Origin of the sequence: Trabulsiella odontotermitis, assembly GCF_001188485.1 — a bacterium.
Lineage (GTDB): Bacteria > Pseudomonadota > Gammaproteobacteria > Enterobacterales > Enterobacteriaceae > Trabulsiella > Trabulsiella odontotermitis_A.
On record NZ_JNGH01000086.1, the window covers coordinates 1 to 22,929 of the forward strand.

General features: G+C 57.3%; 12 protein-coding genes and 9 pseudogenes. 15 read left to right on the plus strand and 6 right to left on the minus strand.

Annotated features, from left to right (window positions below):
• Nucleotides 1-415: pseudogene (locus tag GM30_RS11870) on the minus strand (enterochelin esterase domain-containing protein); the annotation flags it as partial.
• Nucleotides 416-559: 144 nt separating this feature from the next.
• Between GM30_RS11870 and GM30_RS27585 the strand changes: the two are divergent.
• Together GM30_RS27585 and entD are read left to right on the plus strand one after the other, a co-directional pair.
• Nucleotides 560-2,693: pseudogene (locus GM30_RS27585) on the plus strand (TonB-dependent siderophore receptor).
• 48 nt (nt 2,694-2,741) lie between these two features.
• A complete protein-coding gene (entD, locus tag GM30_RS11880; RefSeq protein WP_049848795.1) occupies nt 2,742-3,398 on the plus strand; it encodes an enterobactin synthase subunit EntD in 657 nt (218 codons plus the stop codon).
• Here entD and GM30_RS11885 read toward each other — a convergent pair.
• Nucleotides 3,376-4,300 (minus strand): annotated as a pseudogene (locus GM30_RS11885) (transketolase family protein). The gene entD and the pseudogene GM30_RS11885 sit on opposite strands and share 23 nt — an antisense overlap.
• Nucleotides 4,293-5,089 (minus strand): annotated as a pseudogene (locus GM30_RS11890) (transketolase). Before GM30_RS11890 ends, GM30_RS11885 begins: the two co-directional pseudogenes overlap by 8 nt.
• Nucleotides 5,090-5,453: 364 nt before the next feature.
• Here GM30_RS11890 and GM30_RS11895 point away from each other — a divergent pair.
• The 8 genes and pseudogenes from GM30_RS11895 to GM30_RS11930 all read left to right on the plus strand — a co-directional run bounded on the left by GM30_RS11895 (nt 5,454) and on the right by GM30_RS11930 (nt 13,972).
• Nucleotides 5,454-6,404, plus strand: a complete 951-nt coding sequence (locus GM30_RS11895) for a sugar-binding transcriptional regulator (protein ID WP_049848805.1) — start codon at nt 5,454-5,456, stop codon at nt 6,402-6,404.
• A 303-nt stretch (nt 6,405-6,707) separates the two neighbouring features.
• Nucleotides 6,708-8,014 (plus strand): annotated as a pseudogene (locus GM30_RS11900) (FGGY family carbohydrate kinase).
• Between the two features lie 83 nt (nt 8,015-8,097).
• A complete protein-coding gene (locus GM30_RS11905; protein WP_049848796.1) occupies nt 8,098-9,033 on the plus strand; it encodes a D-ribose ABC transporter substrate-binding protein in 936 nt (311 codons plus the stop codon).
• 46 nt (nt 9,034-9,079) lie between these two features.
• Nucleotides 9,080-9,700, plus strand: a complete 621-nt coding sequence (locus tag GM30_RS11910) for a DUF2291 family protein (RefSeq protein WP_049848797.1) — start codon at nt 9,080-9,082, stop codon at nt 9,698-9,700.
• A 1-nt stretch (nt 9,701) separates the two neighbouring features.
• Nucleotides 9,702-11,240 (plus strand): sugar ABC transporter ATP-binding protein, encoded by a 1,539-nt coding sequence (locus GM30_RS11915; protein ID WP_049848798.1) that lies wholly within the window; start codon nt 9,702-9,704, stop codon nt 11,238-11,240.
• 17 nt (nt 11,241-11,257) lie between these two features.
• Nucleotides 11,258-12,325 (plus strand): ABC transporter permease, encoded by a 1,068-nt coding sequence (locus tag GM30_RS11920; RefSeq protein WP_049848799.1) that lies wholly within the window; start codon nt 11,258-11,260, stop codon nt 12,323-12,325.
• Nucleotides 12,326-12,375: 50 nt separating this feature from the next.
• On the plus strand, nt 12,376-13,173 hold the full coding sequence (locus GM30_RS11925; protein WP_038159361.1) for a glucose 1-dehydrogenase: 798 nt from the start codon (nt 12,376-12,378) through the stop codon (nt 13,171-13,173).
• Between the two features lie 13 nt (nt 13,174-13,186).
• On the plus strand, nt 13,187-13,972 hold the full coding sequence (locus GM30_RS11930; RefSeq protein WP_049848800.1) for an SDR family oxidoreductase: 786 nt from the start codon (nt 13,187-13,189) through the stop codon (nt 13,970-13,972).
• Nucleotides 13,973-14,047: 75 nt separating this feature from the next.
• Here the strand turns inward: GM30_RS11930 and nadS are convergent, their stop codons facing one another.
• The 3 genes from nadS to GM30_RS11945 all read right to left on the minus strand — a co-directional run bounded on the left by nadS (nt 14,048) and on the right by GM30_RS11945 (nt 16,906).
• A complete protein-coding gene (gene nadS / locus GM30_RS11935) occupies nt 14,048-14,332 on the minus strand; it encodes a NadS family protein (RefSeq protein ID WP_049848801.1) in 285 nt (94 codons plus the stop codon).
• A complete protein-coding gene (locus GM30_RS11940; RefSeq protein ID WP_049848802.1) occupies nt 14,319-14,720 on the minus strand; it encodes a type II toxin-antitoxin system RelE/ParE family toxin in 402 nt (133 codons plus the stop codon). Before GM30_RS11940 ends, nadS begins: the two co-directional genes overlap by 14 nt.
• 137 nt (nt 14,721-14,857) lie before the next feature.
• Nucleotides 14,858-16,906, minus strand: coding sequence for a choline transporter (locus GM30_RS11945; RefSeq protein ID WP_049848803.1), 2,049 nt, complete (start codon nt 16,904-16,906; stop codon nt 14,858-14,860).
• A 128-nt stretch (nt 16,907-17,034) separates the two neighbouring features.
• Here GM30_RS11945 and betI point away from each other — a divergent pair, with 128 nt between their 5' ends.
• The 5 genes and pseudogenes from betI to GM30_RS11970 all read left to right on the plus strand — a co-directional run.
• Nucleotides 17,035-17,628, plus strand: coding sequence for a transcriptional regulator BetI (gene betI / locus GM30_RS11950; protein WP_049848804.1), 594 nt, complete (start codon nt 17,035-17,037; stop codon nt 17,626-17,628).
• A gap of 10 nt (nt 17,629-17,638) precedes the next feature.
• A pseudogene (gene betB, locus GM30_RS11955) lies at nt 17,639-19,079 on the plus strand (betaine-aldehyde dehydrogenase).
• A 12-nt stretch (nt 19,080-19,091) separates the two neighbouring features.
• A pseudogene (gene betA, locus GM30_RS11960) lies at nt 19,092-20,752 on the plus strand (choline dehydrogenase).
• A 166-nt stretch (nt 20,753-20,918) separates the two neighbouring features.
• Nucleotides 20,919-22,326 (plus strand): annotated as a pseudogene (locus tag GM30_RS11965) (ABC transporter substrate-binding protein).
• Nucleotides 22,327-22,341: 15 nt separating this feature from the next.
• Nucleotides 22,342-22,929 (plus strand): annotated as a pseudogene (locus tag GM30_RS11970) (ABC transporter permease); the annotation flags it as partial.

Consider the following 22,929-nt stretch of genomic DNA (forward strand, 5'->3'; position numbering starts at 1 on the left):
CGCGTGCCCTCGCCCACCCGTCCAGCCCTGCGGATTGCGCGGATCGGCAATCGCCCGCGGCAGCAGTTTTCGCCAGCCGTCACGCAGCGCTGCGCGCTCCGGCGTGCCGCTGAACACCGCGGGGGAAAAATCATCGTCACGCTCAGAGGGGATAAAACAGTAAGTGCCGCGCCAGTGCGCAGGCAGGTGCGTCTGCCACTGCCAGACGTCCGTACCCGGCAGCCGCGTCAGGGTTTGCGGTGTGGCGTTCTGGTGATGGTCGGTGACGCCAGTGATGTAAATCCACACCCGCTGCATGGCAGAAGTGAGTTCCGTACCGGCCGGATCGCGCCACCAGAACGTGACGCGATAACCGTCACCTTCCGGCTGCCNNTTTTTTCTCTGCCCACCATCTTTCACTACCTGCCGTTAACATCTCCGCCACATTAACCCCATGTTTACTCTGTATTTTGTGGTATCGCGCAAAATATACTGATAATACTATTGATAACTATTTTCATTTGCAATAGCGTAATGCCGCGCGTTTTTTTTATTCGGACCTTTCACATCAGGAATAAAAATGAATAACAAGATCAAATCCCTGACCTTGCTGGTCAATCTGGGAATTTACGGGGTTGCATTACCACTTCACGCTGAAGAGACTACCGACGCAAAAACCGCCGCCGCGGAAGAGACGATGGTAGTCACGGCAGCACAACAAAACCTTCAGGCGCCTGGCGTGTCGNCCGGGCGTTAACCTCACCGGGAACTCCACCAGCGGCCAGCGCGGTAACAACCGGCAGATCGACATTCGCGGGATGGGGCCGGAAAACACGTTGATCCTGATCGACGGTAAACCGGTCACCAGCCGCAATTCCGTGCGTCTCGGCTGGTGCCGCCGGAAATGATCGAACGTATCGAAGTGATCCGTGGCCCGGCCGCCGCCCGTTACGGCAACGGCGCTGCCGGTGGCGTGGTGAACATCATCACCAAAAAAGGCGACAACGCGTGGCACGGTTCATGGAATACGTATTTCAACGCGCCGGAGCATAAAGACGAAGGCGCAACCAAACGCACCAACTTTAGTCTGAACGGCCCGCTGGGCGGAGATTTCAGCTTCCGCCTGTACGGTAACCTCGACAAAACCCAGGCCGACGCATGGGATATCAACCAGGGCCATCAGTCAGAACGTACCGGAATTTACGAAGACACCCTGCCCGCCGGGCGCGAAGGGGTGATCAATAAAGACATCAACGGCGTGTTGCGCTGGGACTTCGCGCCGATGAACTCGCTGGAGTTTGAAGCGGGTTACAGCCGCCAGGGCAACCTGTACGCGGGCGATACGCAGAACACCAACAGCAACGATCTGGTGAAAGAGAACTACGGCAAAGAGACCAACCGCCTCTACCGTCAGAACTACTCCCTCACCTGGAACGGCGGCTGGGGNNGGCGTGACCACCAGCAACTGGGTGCAGTACGAGCACACCCGTAACTCGCGTAAAGGCGAAGGGCTGGCGGGCGGCACCGAGGGGATTTTCAGCAGTAATAAATTCTCTGATATCGATCTCTCTGACCTGATGCTGCACAGCGAGGTCAGCCTGCCGCTGGATCTGCTGGTCAATCAAAATCTGACGCTGGGGACAGAGTGGAACCAGCAGCGCATGAAGGACATGGCGTCAAACACCCAGGCCTTTATGGGCGGTAACATTCCGGGGTCGAGCAGTACCGATCGTAGCCCTTACGCGGACGCAGAAATCTTCTCACTGTTTGCGGAAGACAACCTGGAACTGACCGACTCCACCATGCTGACCCCGGCGCTGCGCTTTGATCATCACAGCATCGTCGGTAACAACTGGAGTCCGTCGCTGAACCTGTCGCAGGGGCTTGGCGATGACTTCACGCTGAAGATGGGGATCGCCCGCGCTTACAAAGCGCCGAGCCTGTACCAGACCAACCCGAACTACATTCTGTACAGTAAAGGCCAGGGCTGTTACGCCAGCGGCACCGGCGTTGGCTGTTACATGATGGGGAACGACGAACTTGACGCGGAAACCAGCATCAATAAAGAGATTGGCCTGGAGTTCAAACGCGACGGCTGGTTAGCGGGCGTGACCTGGTTCCGTAACGATTACCGCAATAAGATTGAAGCGGGCTATGCGCCGATTGGTCAGACCTCGAAAGGCACGACGAAAACGGACATCTATCAGTGGGAAAATGTGCCGAAAGCGGTAGTGGAAGGTCTGGAAGGTACCCTGAACGTGCCGGTCACCGACACCGTGAACTGGACCAACAGCATCACTTACATGCTGCAGAGTAAAAACAAAGAGACCGGCGATCGCCTGTCGATTATCCCGGAGTATACGCTGAACTCGACGCTGAGCTGGCAGGTACAGCAAGATGTGTCTCTGCAATCCACCTTTACGTGGTACGGCAAGCAGCAGCCGAAGAAATACAACTACAAAGGTCAGCCGGTAACCGGGTCTGAAACCAACGAAGTCAGCCCGTACAGCATCGTCGGCCTGAGCGCGACCTGGGACGTCACCAAATACGTCAGCCTGACCGGCGGCGTGGACAACGTTTTCGACAAACGCCACTGGCGTGCCGGGAATGCGCAGACCACGGGTGGCACCACCGGGTATATGTATGGTGCAGGTGCGGAGACGTATAACGAGTCCGGCCGTACCTGGTACATGAGTGTGAACACGCAATTCTGATAGCCCCTCGCCCTCTCTCCACCGGGGAGAGGGCAAACGGAGACAATCATGAATGTTCAGCACCGCACGTTTTCCTTCGCACACTGCCTCATCCAGCAGGTGGATTTCGACCCCGTCACTTTCAGCCCGAACGATCTGCTCTGGCTTCCTCATCATGCGCAGTTACGTCAGTCAGGACGCAAGCGTCAGGCCGAACATCTGGCGGGGCGCATCGCCGCCGCGCATGCTATTCAAGCGTTAACCGGGCATGCCACGGTGCCGGGCATCGGGCCACAGCGTGAACCCGTCTGGCCTGTGGGGATTCAGGGCAGCATCAGCCATTGCGGTCAGCAGGCGCTGGCCGTGGCGGTGGCGCATGAAAAGGCGCTGGTCGGGATTGACAGGGAAAGGGTGCTCGACGAAGCGGAAGCGGAAGAAATCTGGCAGAGCGTAATAAAGGAAAGTGAACGTCCGTGTCTGGACATACTGCCCTTTGCGTTGGGGGTGACGCTGGCGTTCAGCGCCAAAGAGAGTCTGTACAAAGCCCTGCACCGGCACGTCAATCGGTTGCTGGGCTTTGCCAGCGCTGAGGTCACGACAGTGACCCCGCACACCCTGACGCTGGCACTGGCGGAGCCTCTTGCCGGTTACGCGAAAGGCTCCGTCTTCACCCTTCACTGGCAGCAGGAAGAGGATCGGATCATTACCCTGCTTTACGCAGCATAATTTCCGCCTGCGCCGCAATGCTTGCCGCATCGAAGCCATGGCGCTGGCGCAGGTAGCCGCGATCCGCCGCCGCCGCGTATTCTCCGTCAGGGATGCCCAGTCGTTTGAGCGTCGCCGGCAAGGCAGATTCCGCCATCACTTCCGCCACCAGGCTGCCCAGACCGCCGTTGATGTTGTGCTCTTCCACGGTTATCACCGCATGGCAGCCGGTCAGCGCCGCGCGTAACGCGTCGGTATCGCAGGGACGAATGGACGGCACGCTGATCACTTTCGCCTGAATCCCGGCGTCCGCCAGCCGCGTGGCGGCATCGACGATTTCATGTACCGTAGAGCCGGTCGCCACNNAGCGTCACCACCGCGCCCGGCGTAAAACGATAGCTCTCGTCATACAGCTCCGGCAGCGCTTTACCGTCCATGCGGATATAAACCGGGCCGACGTAGCCCAGCGCGTATTCGATAATCTGTCGGCACTCCAGCGGTGACGACGGCGCGAAAATCTGGATGCGACCAAACCCCCGCATGATAGCCAGATCGTCAATCGAGTGGTGAGTGCTCGCTAACGGGCCGTAGCTCCCCCCCGCGTTCAGGCCGAACAGCTTCACGTTGGTATTGTTGTAGCAGATGTCGACCTTGATTTGCTCGTTGGCGCGGGAGATCAAAAACGGCGCCGCGTTACAGGTCACCGCCACTTTACCGCCCAGCGCCAGCCCGGCGGCGGTGCCGACCATGCTCTGCTCGGCGATCCCGACGTTCACCACCCGGTCAGGAAACTTCTTAATGAACGGAGAAATTTTTGCCGTAGAGGTGGAGTCCGCAACCACCGGGACCAGGTCAACGCCCTGTTCTACCGCATCGATAAACGCCTGCACCATCACATTCGCCAGGTGTTCTGCATTACTCATCTTTCAGTTCCTCCAGAGCCAGCTCAATCTCATCGCCTTTCGGTACCCGGTGGTGCCATTCAGGACGCCCCTGGATAAAGGAAATGCCCGCACCTTTGGTGGTATTGGCGATAATCACGTTCGGTTTCCCTTCCTGCTTCAGGCCTTCAATGGCCGCCACCACCGAGGCCATGTCGTTGCCCTGGCACTCGGTCACCTGCATGCCAAAGGCGCGCCATTTGTCCGCCAGCGGATCGGTATTCATGATGTCGCGGGTCGCGCCTGCCAGCTGGAGATTGTTCTTGTCATTAATGATGACGATGTTATCCAGCCCGTAGTGCGCCGCAGCCAGCGCGGCTTCCCAGTTGCTGCCCTCCGCCAGTTCGCCGTCACCGGTGATAAGGAAAATGCGGCGGCGGCTGTTGTCGCGTTTCGCCGCCAGCGCCAGTCCGAATTCAGCTCAATGCCCGGCGTTTTTTGCCGTACCGGGTGGCCCGGCAGATGCGAATCGGCGTGCTGATAGGTCGCCAGCCAGTCAACGGGGAAAAAGCCCGCTTCGGCCAGTACGCAGTAGTAGCAGCCGACGGCGTGCCCTTTGGACTGGATATAAATATCGCGCTCGCTATCCTCTGTGCGGTCAGGCGCGACGTTCAGAATGCGAAAATACAGCGCGGTCAGCAGTTCGACCTGCGACAGGTCGGCCCCGGTGTGACCACCAGCCGGGCTATTGGCATTCAGCCTGACGATGTGCCGCCGTACGGCACGTGCTTTGCGCTCCAGCGCTTCAATATCATAGTTATAGGGATTCATTTAATACCTCTGAATTTAATTTCAACATGGAATATTTATTCCAGCAGGGACTAAAAAAACCAGAAATCCCCCGACAACGCACGACAGGACAGACGCCGTTGGAACGTATTCAGGTACATTCTGCCTCCTCTCCACCCGGCACCGTAGCGCCCGGCGTATTTTCAGTTGACCTGGAATCACCTTGAATATATATTCATGAATGATTCTTTATTCAATTATGGTATCACTGTTGAGAAATTGTCCATAGCTGTTTTAGAGGATTGGTGAAAATATGCGTTCCGTCACACTTAAGCGCGCTTTTTTGTCGCGTATCGTGATGGGCTCAAACATAATGGCTGCAATTAACGACTCTCTGGGGATCTACATGGCTAAGCAGGACGAACAACGGCTATTGGTGAAAATCGCTACCCTTTACTATCTGGAAGGACGCAAACAGTCCGATATCGCTCAACTTCTCTCGCTTTCTCAGTCATTTGTCTCCCGGGCGATTACCCGCTGCCAGAAAGAGGGCGTCGTTAAAATCAGCGTGGTTCAGCCGTCCAATATTTTTCTCAACCTGGAAAAAGGGATCGAGGACCGTTTCGGCATTAAGCAAGCCGTGGTGGTCGATACCGAAGAGGACGCCACCGACCACACCCTCAAGCGCGCCATTGGTTCTGCGGCGGCGCACTACCTCGAAACGCGTCTGCGGCCAAAAGATCTGGTGGGCGTTTCGTCGTGGAGCTCCACCATTCGGGCAATGGTTGATGAAGTCCACACCCAGAACCTGAAAGCAGGCGGCGTGATCCAGCTGCTTGGCGGCGTCGGGCCAAACGGCAACGTGCAGGCCACCATTCTGACGCAAACCCTCGCCCAACAACTGAACTGCGACGCCTGGCTGCTCCCCTCTCAGAGCATTGAAGGGTCGGTGCAGGAGAAAAACCGGCTGATCGCCAGCAAGGACGTGGCCGATGTGATTGCCCGTTTTGATGAAGTGGACATCGCTATCGTCGGTGTCGGCATTCTCGAGCCATCACAGTTGCTGAAAACGTCAGGAAACTACTACCGCGAAGAGATGCTGCACGTGCTGGCCGAACGCGGCGCGGTGGGTGACATCTGCCTGCACTACTACGACAAACAGGGTAAAGCCGTGTTAACGGATGATGAAGATCCGGTCATCGGTATGGCGCTGGAAACGATTAAAAAATGCCCAAATGTTATCGCACTGGCGGGCGGCATTGATAAGGTCGGCGCTATCAAAGGGGCGCTTACCGGCGGTTATATTGATGTTTTAATCACCGATTACCCGACCGCCAGAGAACTGATGAAATCCTGATTTTCACCCTCTGTCAGATTATCCCGCCTTTGCATGTTCAAAAATCGCGCAAAGGCGGAATCCATAAAGCAACTATTCCTGCTGCTTACCTTTTCTTCGTGACGATAAATGTGATTGCCAGCACAAATGACGATTTTGCCAGTGGCTCGCCAGTATGAATCTGGCTAAGGTATTAAATAAATAATCAACACCGAATATATATTCAGTGATTGCAAATGTGATAACGAAATGTCACACCGAAGCCTGACAGAAACGCGATGCCACCACCAGGGCCAGGATCGAGTGTGACGAAGGAGAAAAACGATGTTCACAGCCACAAAAGAGATCATTATTGCGCTGGACGAAGGGACAACCAATGCCAAGGCCGTCGCACTTGACGGCCGCGGCAACGTTGTCGCCCGTTTTTCTCAACCGCTCGCCATCCAGACGCCACGAGAAGGCTGGGTCGAGNCAATCTGGAGCAGCAGATCAAAGCAGTCACCGGCCTGCCCGTCTCGCCGATGTTCTCCGCCTCCAAAATGCGCTGGTTACTGGAATCAGTGCCTGATGGGCAGCAGCTGGCGGAAGAGGGCGAGATTTGCCTCGGCACCATCGACAGCTGGCTGTTGTGGAATTTAACCGGCGGCGCGCAATTCAGCTGCGATTACTCCAACGCCTCGCGCACCCAGTTGCTCAATCTGCAGACCGGGCAATGGGACGACGAGATGCTGAAGGTGTTCCGCATTCCGCGCAACGCCCTGCCGGAGATTAAACCCTCCAGCGGCCTGTTTGGTTACACCCGGGGGCTACCGGCCATTCCTGACGGTATCCCGGTGATGTCGATGGTTGGTGACTCTCACGCGGCGCTGTTCGGCCATGCACTCGGCGAAATGGGCTGCGTAAAAGCGACCTATGGCACCGGCTCATCGGTAATGGCGCCGGTCAGCACCGCGCAGTGCAATATCGAATCCTTAGCGACGACCATCGCCTGGCATGACGGCGAACGGCTGATTTACGGTCTGGAAGGCAATATTCCGCACACTGGCGATGCCGTGGCGTGGATGGCGGACAGCACCGGGCTGAGTGAGCTGTCAGAAAAAGAACTTACTCATGAACTCAATACCCTGCCCGCCTCGGTGGACTCGACGCTCGGCGTCTATTTCGTTCCGGCGCTGACGGGGCTCGGCGCGCCCTGGTGGGACTCTCAGGCGCGTGGCGTAATTTGCGGGCTCAACCGCGGCGTGAAGCGCGCGCACCTGATCCGCGCGGCGATGGAATCGATCACCTATCAGATTGCCGATGTGGTGGTGGCGATGCGCCAGCACAGTGACTTTACGCTCACCGCGCTGATGGTTGATGGCGGCCCGACGAAAAATGACTGGTTAATGCAATATCAGGCCGATTTGCTCGGCTGCCCGGTCATGCGCAGCGATGTGCCTGAACTGTCCGCCATCGGCGCGGCGTTGCTGGCGCGAAAAGCGCTCACCCAGGTGTCCGTGCAGGAGATGAAAGCGTTTCTTGCGCTGCACAGTGAATTCCACCCGGATGCCGATCGCCATCAGCGATTGCAGGCCCGGTGGCAAGGCTGGCGGGATGCCGTGGAACGCACGCTATGGAAGCCAACCCATTAAGCCCTCTACAGAAACTGAAAAGTATTAAAGCCTTACGTTGTTTCAACCGTACCCGACAATAACTATATAGAGAGAACATTGTCATGAAATTACGTTTATCGCTGTTAACCGTTGCTACCCTGACCGCTTTTTCTCTGTCTGCCCAGGCGGCAGAGAAAGGCACCATTATGATCCTCGTGAACTCACTGGATAACCCGTACTATGCCTCTGAGGCGAAAGGCGCCAGTGAAAAAGCGAAGGAGCTGGGGTATTCCACCACCATTCTTTCTCACGGTGAGGACGTTAAAAAACAGAATGAACTGATCGATACCGCCATCGGTAAAAAAGTGCAGGGGATCATCCTCGACAACGCCGATTCTACCGCCAGCGTCGCCGCCGTTAAAAAAGCCAAAGACGCCGGTATCCCGGTGGTACTGATTAACCGTGAAATTCCCGTCGACGACGTGGCGCTGGTGCAGATCACCCACAACAACTTCCAGGCCGGTTCTGAAGTGGCCAACGTATTTGTGGAAAAAATGGGTGAAAAAGGCAAATACGCTGAACTGACCTGCAACCTGGCGGATAACAACTGCGTCACCCGCTCCAAATCGTTCCACCAGGTGATCGACCAGTATCCGGATATGACCAGCATTGCCCGTCAGGATGCCAAAGGCACGCTGATCGACGGCAAGCGCATTATGGACAGCATTCTGCAGGCGCACCCTGACGTGAAAGGTGTGATCTGCGGCAACGGTCCGGTGGCGCTGGGCGCGATTGCGGCGCTGAAAGCGGCCAACCGTAACGACGTGGTGGTTGTCGGCATTGACGGCAGCAACGACGAGCGCGATGCGGTGAAAGCCGGCTCTCTCCAGGCCACCGTGATGCTGCAGGCGCAGGCCATTGCCGCACAAGGGGTGACTGATCTTGATAACTACCTGCAAAACGGGAAAACCCCGGAAAAACAACGCGTGATGTTCCGCGGCGTCCTGATCGAGAAGGATAACGCAGACAAAGTACAGGATTTCAATATCAAGTCCTGAGTTCGGGTTGTCGCGCCCCCACTGCGGGGGCGCAGAGGAGAGAGTTATGTACAGAAAAGCCTGGCTGGCGCTGGCCATCATTGCGCTCGGAGGCTGTCGGATCGTGTCTGAAAAAGAGCTCGCCGACCTGAAATCGCCGCCGAACCCGCACATGGCCGAAGCAGCGAAAACCTGGCAGGAAAAACTGGTGCCGCAGGTGGTCCAGCTGGCGCGTCCTGCGGGTGAACTGCTGACCGCCCTGCATGCCGCCAAAGATATTGATACCGCCTGTAAAACCCTGGGCTACCGCGCACAGGACGAAAACCCGTGCATTTTCTACGTAAAAGTCACAGGCAACGTTGAAAAAATCGATACGGCTTCACGCAGCGGCAAAATGACCCTCAAGGACACCAGCGGCGCTGACGTTGTGGTGCAGATCGGGCCGACGATCCGTGGCACGCAACTGCGTGACGGCTATAAAGGCCTCAGCTACGGCGATTTTAACGACCAGGTGCTGTATGGCGATTACGGTCGGGCAATCAACGACCAGGCCGTCAAAATGATCCAGGCGACACCGTTAAAAACTGGCGAGCAGGCGGAAGTGTATGGTGTGTTCTCGGCATGGGATATTCCTGACGCCCTGCCCGATGTGACGCCCGCGAAGATCGTCCGCGCAGGGGGGCAGTAAGATGGCACAGCAAGAGCCCGTTACCTCACCGGTTGCCGAACCCGATGTGATTATCGAAACCCGCGCGCTGTCCCGCATTTATCCGGGCGTTATCGCGCTGGATAATGTCGATTATCGGGTCTATCGCAATAAAGTGAACGTCCTGATTGGCGAGAACGGCGCCGGCAAATCCACCATGATGAAAATGCTGGCGGGGGTGGAATCGCCCTCTTCCGGCGAAATGTTGCTGGAGGGGAAACCGGTCTCGTTTAATTCCACCCATCAGGCGGAAAAAAATGGCATCAGCATTATTTTTCAGGAACTGAACCTGTTCCCGAATATGAACGTGATGGACAACATTTTTATTGCTAACGAGTTCTTCCAGCGCGGGAAAATTAACGAAAAATACCAGTACGAGCTGACGAAAGCGCTGCTCGACCGCCTTGAGCTGGATGTCGATCCCTATACGCCGCTCGAAGAGTTAGGCATCGGCCACCAGCAACTGGTGGAGATTGCCCGTGCGCTCTCAAAAGACACCCGCGTGCTGATCATGGACGAACCGACTTCGGCACTCAGCCAGTCGGAAGTCAAAGTGCTGTTCAACGTGATTGATCAGCTCAAACGCCGCGGCGTGACCATTATTTATATCTCCCACCGTCTGGAAGAGCTGATGGAAATTGGCGATCACATCACCATTTTCCGCGACGGGCGCTTTATCAGCGAACGTAACGTCAGCGAGGCCAGCATTCCGTGGATCATCGAACAGATGGTCGGCGATAAGAAAAAGCATTTTGATTATCAGCCCGCGCCGCAAGGGGAAACCATTCTTGACGTCAGCGGCCTGACGGCACTGCACCAGAGTGGCGGCTACAAGCTTAATGACGTCAGCTTCAGCCTCAAAAAAGGCGAAGTGATCGGCATTTACGGCCTGTTAGGCGCCGGGCGCACCGAGCTGTTTAAAGGGCTGGTGGGGCTGATGCCCTGTCAGCGCGGCACCGTGCACCTGAACGGCCAGTGTCTCGATAAAGCCCATTTTCAGGCGCGCCTGAAACGCGGGCTGGCGCTGGTGCCGGAAGATCGTCAGGGCGAAGGCGTCATTCAGATGATGTCGATCCAGTCCAACATGACGCTCTCCGATTTCAGTTTGCAGGGCTTTCGCCGGGCGTGGAAATGGCTCAACCCAAATAAAGAGCGCGCCAGCGTGAAGGAGATGATCCAGCAACTGGCGATTAAAGTCAGCGATCCCGAACTGCCGATCACCTCGCTCAGCGGCGGGAACCAGCAAAAGGTGGTGCTGGGGCTGATGACGCAACCGCAGGTGGTGTTTCTTGATGAGCCAACGCGGGGTATCGATGTGGGCGCCAAAACCGATGTGTATCACCTGATCGGCAAAATGGCGCAACAGGGGCTGGCGGTGATGTTCTCGTCATCCGAGCTGGATGAAGTGATGGCGCTGGCAGACCGTATTCTGGTGATGGCCGACGGTCGGATCACCGCCGATTTACCGCGACATGAAGTCACCCGGGAAAAGTTGATTGCCGCATCAACCCCACAAGATTAATCAGGCTGGAAACGATCATGAATCAGAAATATATGCTCTATATGTACCTGCTGAAGGCCAGAACGTTTATCGCTCTGCTGCTGGTTATCGCCGTCTTCAGCGTGATGGTACCGAATTTCCTGACCACCTCTAACCTGTTGATTATGACCCAGCACGTGGCTATTACCGGTCTGCTGGCGATTGGTATGACGTTAGTGATCCTGACCGGCGGTATCGACCTCTCGGTCGGCGCGGTCGCCGGGATCTGCGGCATGGTCGCCGGAGCGCTGCTGACCAACGGCCTGCCGATCTGGGGCGGTAACATCATCTTTTTCAACGTCCCGGAAGTGATCCTGTGGGTGGCGATATTTGGCATCATTGTCGGCTTTATTAACGGCACCATTGTTACCCGCTTCGGCGTCGCGCCGTTTATCTGTACCCTCGGCATGATGTATGTCGCACGCGGCGTTGCGCTGCTGTTCAACGACGGCAGTACCTACCCGAACCTTAACGGGATGGACGCGCTGGGCAACACCGGTTTCGCTATCCTCGGTTCCGGCACGGTACTCGGCATCTACATTCCCATCTGGCTGATGCTCGCCTTTCTGCTGCTGGGTTACTGGATCACCACCAAAACCCCGCTCGGCCGCTACATCTACGCCATCGGCGGCAACGAATCCGCCGCCCGTCTGGCGGGTGTGCCGGGCGTCAAAGTGAAGATTTTCGTTTATGCCTTCTCCGGCCTTTGCGCGGCGCTGGTCGGGCTGATTGTCGCCTCGCAGCTGCAGACCGCCCACCCGATGACCGGCAACATGTTTGAGATGGACGCCATCGGCGCCACTGTGCTGGGCGGTACCGCGCTGGCAGGCGGTCGTGGCCGCGTCTCCGGCTCTATCATCGGCGCTTTCGTCATCGTCTTCCTGGCCGACGGCATGGTGATGATGGGCGTCAGCGATTTCTGGCAAATGGTCATCAAAGGCGTGGTGATCGTCACCGCCGTGGTGGTCGATCAGTTCCAGCAACGCCTGCAGAACAAAGTCATCCTGCTCCGCCGCCATGAAGAGAAACAGGGCGTTTCTCAGGGAACCGCCGCCCCGCAGGGTTAACCGACATTCCACCGGGCACCGTGTGGCCCGGTTTTATTAAGGAGAAACAAATGCAACGAGATTTCAGCAACAAAACGGTTGTGATCACCGGCGCATGTCGGGGGATTGGCGCAGGCATCGCGGAGCGTTTCGCCCGTGACGGTGCCCGACTGGTGATGGTATCGAACGCAGAGCGCGTACATGAAACCGCAGAACAACTGCGCCAGCGCTACCAGGCCGATATTCTCTCTCTGCAGGTAGATGTCACCGATGAGGCGCAGGTTCGCGCGCTTTACGAACAGGCGGCGGCGCGTTTCGGCACGATTGATGTGTCCATCCAGAACGCCGGGGTGATCACCATTGATTATTTCGATCACATGCCAAAAGCCGATTTCGAAAAAGTGCTGGCGGTAAACACCACCGGCGTCTGGCTGTGCTGCCGCGAAGCGGCGAAATACATGGTGAAACAAAACCACGGCTGCCTGATTAATACCTCGTCCGGCCAGGGCCGTCAGGGATTCATCTACACCCCGCACTACGCCGCCAGCAAGATGGGCGTTATCGGCATCACCCAGAGCCTCGCCCACGAGCTGGCACCGTGGAACATCACCGTTAACGCCTTCTGCCCTGGCATCATCGAAAGCGAAATGTGGGAATACAACGACCGCGTCTGGGGGCAGATCCTCAGCAGTGACAAAAAACGCTACGGCAAAGGTGAGCTGATGGCGGAATGGGTGGAAGGTATTCCACTGAAACGCGCCGGACAACCAGCAGACGTGGCCGGGCTGGTCGCTTTCCTGGCCTCTGACGATGCCCGTTACATCACCGGCCAGACGATCAACGTCGACGGCGGCCTGATCATGTCCTGAGGGAGCACCCGAAATGATAGCGAAAGATTTTGCACAACAACTGTTCACCCTCAAGGACCGTGTCGCTTTCGTCACTGGCGCGGGCAGCGGCATCGGGCAAACCATCGCCTGGGGTTTTGCCAGCGCGGGCGCGCGGGTCGTCTGTTTCGATTTACGCGACGACGGCGGGCTGGCTGATACCGTGAAACATATCGAAGCCATCGGCGGCGAAGCCTGCCTGTTTACCGGCGACGTGCGCAAACTCAGCGATCTGCGCGAGGCGGTAAAACTGGCGAAACAGCAGTACGGTCGTCTTGATGTGGCAGTCAACGCGGCGGGGATCGCCAACGCCAACCCGGCGCTGGACATGGATACCGAGCAATGGCAGCGGGTGATTGATATCAACCTCACCGGCGTGTGGAATTCCTGCAAAGCGGAAGCTGAGCTGATGCTGGCATCCGGCGGCGGGTCGATCATCAACATCGCCTCAATGTCCGGCGTCATCGTCAACCGGGGTCTTGAGCAGGCGCACTACAACTGTTCGAAAGCGGGTGTGATTCACCTGACGAAAAGCCTGGCGATGGAGTGGGTGGATAAAAACATCCGCGTCAATACCATCAGTCCTGGCTATACCGCCACACCGATGAATACACGCCCGGAAATGGTGCATCAGACGCAGGCTTTTGAAAGCCAGACACCGATGCAGCGCATGGCGTCTGTGCATGAAATGGCAGGCCCCGCCATCTTCCTCGCCAGCGATGCCTCGTCGTTCTGTACGGGCGTGGACCTGCTGGTCGACGGCGGTTTCGCCTGCTGGTAATGGTTCTGGTCACTACAGGTCGGGGAACATCACGCTGTTCCCCGGCGCTTCACGATGCTGGCGGATAAAGGACGATTATTGTGCCGCAAGGGCGTTAAAAAAAGCAGGGTTATCGCGGATTACCTTCAATACTTTCGCCGCCAGTCCGGTGGGATTACGCCGTCTGGACTCCCAGCTTTTTATCGTATCAACGCTGGTACCCAATGCTTTCGCCATTTCACTTTGGGTAACATTAAGCTGTTCTCGTATTGCCCGTACGTCCGCCACGTCGTAACGAGTGACTCTCGCGGGCGCGCGCTTCCCGGCCTGGATCTCGACGGCCTCTTCCAGCGAAGATTTCAGTTCATCAAAGATACTCATCGCATGCCTCTCCTTGTTTATTGGGGTACATAGTACCCCTTCCGTTCGCAATATCAAACGTATTTTTTGTGAGCAGCGTGGTCAGTTTTTTAAGCTCCGCTTTTTCTATATTGCTCAGGCTGTCCTTCGTGCTTTTTGAATATGCCATGATGAAATAAATCACTTCATGCGTAGCCAGAAAATAGATCACTCTTGCCCCGCCCCGCTTTCCGTGTATACCTGTGGCCAGCCGTATTTTACGCAATCCACCCGTATGCTGAATCAGATCGCCTCTTTCGGGCCAAGCAATGAGCTCCTTTTGAAGTGCTACTAATTCATCATCCGTAGCAATACGCTTTATCTGACGGGTGAAGAGTGATGTTTCGATGAATTCCATCGCGTGATCCATGGCAGTTCCTTTTTGAATCGCAGCAACAGCCTGAATGCGTAAGCAACAGGCTCCCGCCGCAATAGTACTCTTCCCTGAGCCCTGACATGCCTTTTGACTGTACACATATACAGTAAAATGCATTTTTCAGATTTCGTTTAGAGATCCGGAAACATCACGCTGTTCCCCGGCGCTTCACGATGCAGGTGGATAAAGTTAAGGTGACGTTCGTACTGGTCAAGAATGTCCGTGATCACCTGTTCTTTGCTGTAATCCATCAGATCGTTGCCCTGGCTCCCCTCCAGCAAGAAGGTCTCCAGTCGGTAGTAGGTTGATTTCCCGCTGCGTGCGCGATAAGTAAAGCCCGGTACTGAGTAGAGCTGCGGCCATACCTGGTAAATGAAGTTTTGTTCATCACCCATATGCACCAGCAGTTCCAGGTGCCCCAGCAGATCGCCCTCTTCCGGCGGCAGGCTTTTCAGTTCGACGTACGCGCCACGCACCCGCAGCTCCTGTGCCACCTCTTCCATCGCCGGGTAACACACCGTCTCCATCATCTGTTTGGTGTAGCGTGTGCCAGGGTAGTTCATCAGGCGCGACAGCCGTTTTTTCCAGCTCAGCCGATCCTGTACGCCCAGCGGACGCGGCGCGGTATCGCGGCTGGGGGGGGGGNGGCTGGCGCTGACGCGACGGTAGTCTTCGACTTTCAACGATTTATACAGCCCGGCCATGACGAAGAAAATGACGAAGCTGAATGGCAGCCCCATGATCACCGTGGCGTTCTGCAACGCCGAAATCCCGTTGGTCATCAGCATGCCGAGCGTCAGCAGACCAATCACCACCGACCAGAACATGCGCAGCCAGTTGGGCGCATCGCTGTTGATGTCCTTCAGCTTTGAGGTGAAGTTCCCCAGCACCAGCGCGCCGGAATCCGCTGAGGTGACGTAAAACAGCAGGCCGGTGATGGTCGCCACCGAAGCGCTGAAGGTAAACGCCGGATACTGCGCCAGCAGGCTGTAGAAGCCGCGCTCAGGGTGAGCAATCGCCTCCTGGGCAAAACCTGCGTCGCCATGAATGATTTCGTACAGCGCGCTGTTACCGAACACCGACAGCCACAGCAACGTGAAGGTGAACGGAATGATCAGCGTCCCCATCACAAACTGGCGAATGGTGCGTCCGCGGGAAATACGCGCCAGGAACAGGCCGACAAACGGCGACCACGCCACCCACCACGCCCAGAAAAACAGCGTCCAGCTGTTCATCCATTCCACCGGGCGGTCAAAGGCGAAGCTGTTCAGCGTCATACCCATAAAGCGGTTGACGTAATCGCCGACGTTCAGCACCAGCGCGTTGAGCAGAAATTCGGTATCGCCCATAAACAGCACGAATAAAATCAGCCCCAGCGCCAGCACAACGTTCAGCTCCGACAGCACGCGAATGCCCTTGTCGACGCCCGAGGTCACCGAGATGGTGGCGATAATCACTGACAGCACAATCAGCGCCGTTTTCGCCGCCATCGAATCCGGAATATCAAACAGTACGCTGAGGCCGTAGTTGAGCTGCACCACGCCGATGCCAAGCGTAGTGGCAATCCCGAAAATAGTGCCGATCACCGCGGCGATATCCACGGTGTGACCAATCGGACCGTTGATTTTTTTACCGAAAATCGGATAGAGCGCCGAACGGATAGTGAGCGGCAAATTATAACGGTAGCTGAAGTATCCGAGCGCCATGCCCATCAGCGCGTACATCGACCAGCCGGTTAGCCCGTAGTGAAACAGCGTCCAGACCATCGCCTGCCGCGCGGCCTCCATCGTCTGCCCCTGCCCTTCCGGCGGCAGCATGTACTGCGTCACCGGCTCGGCAACGGAGAAGAACATCAGATCGATACCGATACCCGCGGCAAACAGCATCGCCGCCCAGCTCAGTACGCTGAATTCCGGTTTCGACTGCTCCGGCCCGAGTTTGACCGAGCCAAAGCGCGAGCAGGCAATGCACACCACAAAGACGATATACAGCGTCGCTGCCAGCAGATAGTACCAGCCGAAGGTTTTTGACACCCAGTTCAGCGCCCGGCCAATTAACCCCGCCGAGAAATCACTGAAAAAGATCGTCATCAGGGAAAACAACAAAATCAGTCCGGCGGAGGTGTAGAAAACCACCGGATTGATTTTGTCCTTTTCTCTGGGTTGCGGAAGCTCTGTCATCCTATACCCTCACTCTTTTTGTAACCATTTCAATTCAAATCGGTAACAATTAAGACACATTTTATATTGAACGTCCAATCAAAAACCGCTTTAATAGATAACCTGTGCTGATGAAAGGAGGGCGAGAAATGCCCAAACTGGGGATGCAATCGATACGACGCCGACAGCTGATCGACGCCACGCTGGAAGCCATTAATGAGGTGGGCATGCATGATGCGACCATCGCGCAAATCGCCCGTCGCGCGGGGGTATCGACCGGGATCATCAGCCATTACTTTCAGGATAAAAACGGTCTGCTGGAAGCCACCATGCGCGACATCACCAGCCAGCTGCGCCACGCGATATTGCGCCGTCTGAAGGCGTTACCTGCGGCCTGTGCAGAACGTCGGCTACAGGCGATTGTTGACGGCAACTTTGACGACAGCCAGATAAGCCCGGCGGCAATGAAAGCCTGGCTGGCATTCTGGGCCAGCAGCATGCATCAGCCGGTGCTCTGGCGGTTGCAGCAGGTCAGCAGCCGACGCCTGCTCTCCACCATCGTTTACGAATTCAGACGCGAGCTGCCACGCGACGAGGCGCAGCAGGCCGGGCACGGTCTGACGGCGCTCATTGACGGCCTCTGGCTGCACGCTGCCCTGAGCGGTAAACCGTTCGAGCAGCAACGCGCCCGCACCCTGACCCATCATTTCATCAGCCAGCATTTACCACCGGCTACTGACTAACGGAGGAACCATGTCCCGACTGGCCGAACAACAGCTTTATATTCATGGCGGTTATACAAACGCCACCAGCGGCACCCATTTCGAGACCGCGAGGTGCTGGCAACAGTCCAGGCCGCCGGACGCGACGATGTCGACCGCGCGGTAAAAAGCGCGCAACAGGGGCAGAAAATCTGGGCGGCGATGACCGCCATGGAACGCTCGCGTATTCTGCGCCGGGCGGTGGATATTCTGCGCGATCGCAACGACGAACTGGCGAAACTGGAAACCCTCGACACCGGTAAACCGTTCTCGGAAACCTCGACGGTGGATATCGTCACCGGCGCGGACGTGCTGGAGTATTACGCGGGCTTAATCCCGGCGCTGGAAGGCCGCCAGATCCCGCTGCGCGAAACGTCCTTCGTCTACACCCGCCGCGAGCCGCTGGGTGTTGTCGCCGGTATCGGCGCGTGGAACTACCCGATCCAGATCGCGCTGTGGAAATCCGCTCCTGCACTGGCCGCCGGCAACGCGATGATCTTCAAGCCGAGCGAAGTGACGCCACTGACCGCCCTGAAGCTGGCCGAAATCTACAGCGAAGCGGGTCTGCCGGACGGCGTGTTTAACGTGCTGCCGGGCGCGGGCGCAGAAACCGGGCAGTATCTGACCGAGCACCCTGGCATCGCCAAAGTCTCGTTCACCGGCGGCGTGGCGAGCGGCAAAAAAGTGATGGCCAACGCGGCAGCCTCGTCACTGAAAGAGGTCACCATGGAGCTGGGCGGCAAATCTCCACTGCTGATATTTGACGATGCGGATCTGGATCTCGCGGCGGATATCGCCATGATGGCGAACTTCTTCAGTTCCGGCCAGGTGTGCACCAATGGCACGCGGGTGTTTGTTCCTGCCGCGCTGAAAGCCGATTTTGAAGCCCGCATTATGGAACGCGTAAAACGCATCCGCCCGGGCGATCTGTTCGACAGCGCAACCAATTTCGGGCCGCTGGTGAGCTTCCCGCATCGCGACAACGTGCTGCGCTACATGGACGCGGGCCGCCGTGAAGGCGCCACCCTGCTGTGCGGCGGGGGTGCGTTGAAAGCGGCGCGTGGGTCGCCCCCACCGTCTTCACCGACTGCCGTGACGACATGACCATCGTCCGCGAAGAGATCTTCGGCCCGGTGATGGCGATCCTGACGTATGACAGCGAAGACGAGGCGATTCGCCGCGCCAACCATACCGATTATGGTCTGGCGGCGGGCATTGTCACCGCCGATCTCAACCGCGCCCATCGCGTCATTCATCAACTGGAAGCGGGAATTTGCTGGATCAATACCTGGGGTGAATCTCCGGCGGAAATGCCGGTCGGCGGTTACAAACATTCCGGGATTGGTCGCGAAAACGGCGTGATGACGCTGGAAAGCTATACCCAGGTAAAATCCATCCAGGTCGAGATGGCGACATTTCAGTCCATTTTTTAACCCGGAGGTGCAATGCAATTTGACTACATTATTATTGGTGCCGGTTCTGCCGGCAACGTACTGGCGACACGACTGACGGAAGACGCGGAGACCAGCGTTCTGCTGCTGGAAGCGGGCGGTCCCGATTACCGTTTTGATTTTCGCACACAGATGCCTGCGGCGCTGGCGTTCCCGCTGCAAGGCAAGCGCTACAACTGGGCCTATGAAACCGAGCCTGAACCGCATATGAACAACCGCCGCATGGAATGTGGGCGCGGCAAAGGGCTTGGCGGCTCGTCGCTGATCAACGGCNCTACGTTCGCGGCAACGCGATGGACTTTGATAACTGGGCCAAAGCGCCTGGTCTGGAGCACTGGAGTTATTCCGACTGCCTGCCCTATTTCCGTAAAGCGGAATCCCGCGATATCGGCGCGAACGACTACCACGGCGGCGACGGCCCGGTGAGCGTCACCACCGCAAAAGACAACAGCAACCCACTGTTCCACGCGATGGTTGAGGCAGGCGTTCAGGCGGGCTATCCGCGCACTGACGATCTCAACGGTTATCAGCAGGAAGGGTTCGGTCCGATGGACAGAACCGTGACACCGAAGGGACGCCGCGCCAGTACTGCGCGCGGTTATCTGGATCAGGCCAAAGCGCGCCCCAACCTGACTATCCGAACCCATGCGCTGACCGACCACATTATTTTTGACGGCAAACGCGCGGTGGGCGTCGAGTGGCTGGAAGGCGACAGCACGGTACCCGCGAAAGCCACGGCGCGCAAAGAGGTGCTGCTGTGCGCAGGGGCTATCGCCTCGCCGCAAATCCTGCAGCGTTCCGGCGTCGGTAATGCCGCGCTGCTGAAAGCCCTGGAGATTCCGCTGGTTCACGACCTGCCCGGCGTCGGGGAAAATCTTCAGGATCACCTGGAGATGTACCTGCAGTACGAATGTAAAGAGCCGGTGTCGCTCTACCCGGCATTACAGTGGTGGAATCAGCCGAAGATCGGCGCGGAGTGGCTGTTTAACGGTACTGGCGTCGGTGCCAGCAACCAGTTCGAAGCGGGCGGGTTTATCCGTAGCCGCGAAGCATTCACCTGGCCGAACATTCAGTATCACTTCCTGCCGGTGGCGATTAACTACAACGGCTCCAATGCCGTGAAAGAGCACGGTTTCCAGTGCCATGTCGGCTCCATGCGCTCGCCGAGTCGGGGTCACGTTCGGTTGAAATCACGCGATCCGCGCGAGCATCCGGCGATCCTGTTTAACTACATGTCCTGCGAGCAGGACTGGCAGGAGTTCCGCGACGCGATCCGCATTACCCGCGAAATCATGCACCAGCCGGCGCTGGATAAGTATCGCGGTCGCGAAATCAGCCCTGGCATTGACTGCCAGACTGACGAGCAGCTCGATGAATTCGTGCGTAACCATGCCGAAACCGCTTTTCACCCGTGCGGCACCTGCAAAATGGGTTATGACGAGATGGCCGTGGTCGACGGCGAAGGTCGCGTGCATGGTCTGGACGGTTTACGCGTGGTGGATGCGTCGATCATGCCGCACATCATCACCGGCAATCTGAACGCCACCACCATTATGATTGGCGAAAAAATGGCGGATGCGATTCGCCAGCGTCCGGCGTTGCCAAAAAGCACGGCGCCGTATTACGTGGCCGGAAGCGATCCCGTTCGCAAATAAACCCTCCCCCTTTCATTAGCCCGCACAATCGGGCTAATGCTTTCCCGTTCCTGACTATATTTTTATCGAATAATTTATTCTGAATTATGCCTTTACGGAATATTGGTGGCGTCCTAACGTAGCGAAGCATAATAATCACACAATTGTCTTTTTTCAGGGGTTGCTCATGACTAAAAAACTGTTGCCGTTAGTAATACTGGCTGCGCTGTCAGCCTCCGCCTGGGCCGCTACACCGCCCACCACGCTGGTTGTTGCCCAGGGTCTGGATGATATCGTCAGCCTTGACCCGGCCGAAGCCAACGAACTGTCGAGTATTCAGACCGTCCCGAGTCTTTATCAGCGGCTGGGGGGGGCGGGGCGCNNTCCGCTGCGCCCGGAAGACGTGATTTTCTCATACAGCCGTGCGGTGAAGCTGAACAAGTCGCCAGCCTTCATTCTGAACGTGCTGGGCTGGGAAGCGGGCAATATCGACAGCCAGTTGAAGAAAATTGACGACCACACGCTACAACTGCACTGGACGGCGGACGTCAGCCCGGCGGTGGCGCTGAATATTCTCTCCACGCCGATTGCCTCCATCGTTGATGAAAAACTGGTTGCCGCCAACGTCAAGGGCGACGACTTCGGCAATACCTGGCTGAAAATGCATTCTGCCGGTAGCGGCGCGTTTAAAATGCGCGTCTACCAGCCGCATCAGGCCATCGTGCTTGACGCCAACGCCACGTCTCCTGGCGGCGCGCCGAAGCTGAAAAACATCATCATTAAAAACGTGCCGGATCCGGCCTCCCGCCGCCTGCTGATCCAGCAGGGCGATGCTGACGTGGCGCGCGATCTCGGTGCCGATCAGATTGCCGCGCTGCAGGGTAAAGCGGGCATACAGGTGCTGAGCATTCCGTCTGCCGAGCAAAACTACGTCGCGTTTAACACCGCAAACAGCGCTAACCCGCTGCTGAAAAACCCGGCGTTCTGGGAAGCGGCGCGCTGGCTGGTGGATTACGACGGCATCACCAAAAATCTGCTGAAAGGCCAGTACTTCGTTCACCAGAGCTTCCTGCCGGTTGGTCTGCCGGGGGCGCTGGAGGACAACCCGTTCAAATTTGATCCGGCAAAAGCGAAAGCGATTCTGGAAAAAGCAGGCATTAAAGATGCGCACTTCACGCTGGACGTGGAAAACAAACCGCCGTTCATCACCATCGCCCAGTCGATGCAGGCAAGCTTTGCCCAGGGCGGCGTGAAGGTGGATCTGCTGCCTGCCGCCGGGAGTCAGGTATATGCTCGCGTGCGGGCGAAACAGCATCAGGCGGCGATTCGTCTGTGGATCCCCGACTATTTTGATGCTCACTCCAACGCCAGCGCCTTCGCCTGGAACGACGGTAAATCCAGCACCGTGGCGGGTCTCAACGGCTGGGGGCTAACGTCTCGACCTGTACAAAAACATGCAGGAAGAGCTGCAGCGCAGTTCGCCGTATGTGTTTATCGACCAGGGCAAAACCCAGATCGTGGTCCGTGACAACGTGAAAGGGTATCAACAGGGTCTGAACGCCGATATGGTGTGGTACGATCGCGTCACCAAATAACGTCGGGGGGGCCNGGCGCTGCTTGTCGGTGCCGTACTGGGCGTTATCGCTGGCGTCCTGTGCGCACGCTTTGCCGGTTCGCCCTGGGATCTGGCGGTGCGCACGATTACGCTGCTCGGCAACTCGGTCCCCATCTTCTGGCTTGGCCTGCTGATGCTGGCGCTGTTCTACGCAAAGCTGCAATGGAGCGCCGGGCCGGGGCGGCTGGATGATATCTATCAGTTCACGGTGGAAGCCAAAACGGGGTTCGTGTTGATCGACACCTGGCTGTCCGGCGACCGCGAGGCTTTCCGAAACGCTATCAGTCACCTGGTGCTGCCGGTGCTGCTGCTCGGCTATTATTCGCTCGCCAGCATCACCCGCCTCACCCGCTCCGCCTGCCTGAGCGAAATGAACAAAGAGTACATCCTGCTGGCGCGCGCCAAAGGTGCCGGCGAGATGACTATTCTGCTGCGCCACGTGCTGCCGAATATTCGCGGCACGCTGCTGACGGTGATTGCGCTCGCTTACACCAGTATGCTGGAAGGCGCGGTGCTTACCGAAACGGTCTTTTCCTGGCCGGGGATCGGCCGCTACCTGACTACCGCGCTGTTCGCGGGCGAC

Bases quoted from the DNA above. Each gene is read 5' to 3' on its own strand.
- entD (WP_049848795.1), top strand. From the start codon at position 2,742: ATGAATGTTCAGCACCGCACGTTTTCCTTCGCACACTGCCTCATCCAG.
- GM30_RS11895 (WP_049848805.1), top strand. From the start codon at position 5,454: ATGGCTAAGCAGGACGAACAACGGCTATTGGTGAAAATCGCTACCCTT.
- GM30_RS11905 (WP_049848796.1), top strand. From the start codon at position 8,098: ATGAAATTACGTTTATCGCTGTTAACCGTTGCTACCCTGACCGCTTTT.
- GM30_RS11910 (WP_049848797.1), top strand. From the start codon at position 9,080: ATGTACAGAAAAGCCTGGCTGGCGCTGGCCATCATTGCGCTCGGAGGC.
- GM30_RS11915 (WP_049848798.1), top strand. From the start codon at position 9,702: ATGGCACAGCAAGAGCCCGTTACCTCACCGGTTGCCGAACCCGATGTG.
- GM30_RS11920 (WP_049848799.1), top strand. From the start codon at position 11,258: ATGAATCAGAAATATATGCTCTATATGTACCTGCTGAAGGCCAGAACG.
- GM30_RS11925 (WP_038159361.1), top strand. From the start codon at position 12,376: ATGCAACGAGATTTCAGCAACAAAACGGTTGTGATCACCGGCGCATGT.
- GM30_RS11930 (WP_049848800.1), top strand. From the start codon at position 13,187: ATGATAGCGAAAGATTTTGCACAACAACTGTTCACCCTCAAGGACCGT.
- nadS (WP_049848801.1), bottom strand. From the start codon at position 14,332: ATGAGTATCTTTGATGAACTGAAATCTTCGCTGGAAGAGGCCGTCGAG.
- GM30_RS11940 (WP_049848802.1), bottom strand. From the start codon at position 14,720: ATGGATCACGCGATGGAATTCATCGAAACATCACTCTTCACCCGTCAG.
- betI (WP_049848804.1), top strand. From the start codon at position 17,035: ATGCCCAAACTGGGGATGCAATCGATACGACGCCGACAGCTGATCGAC.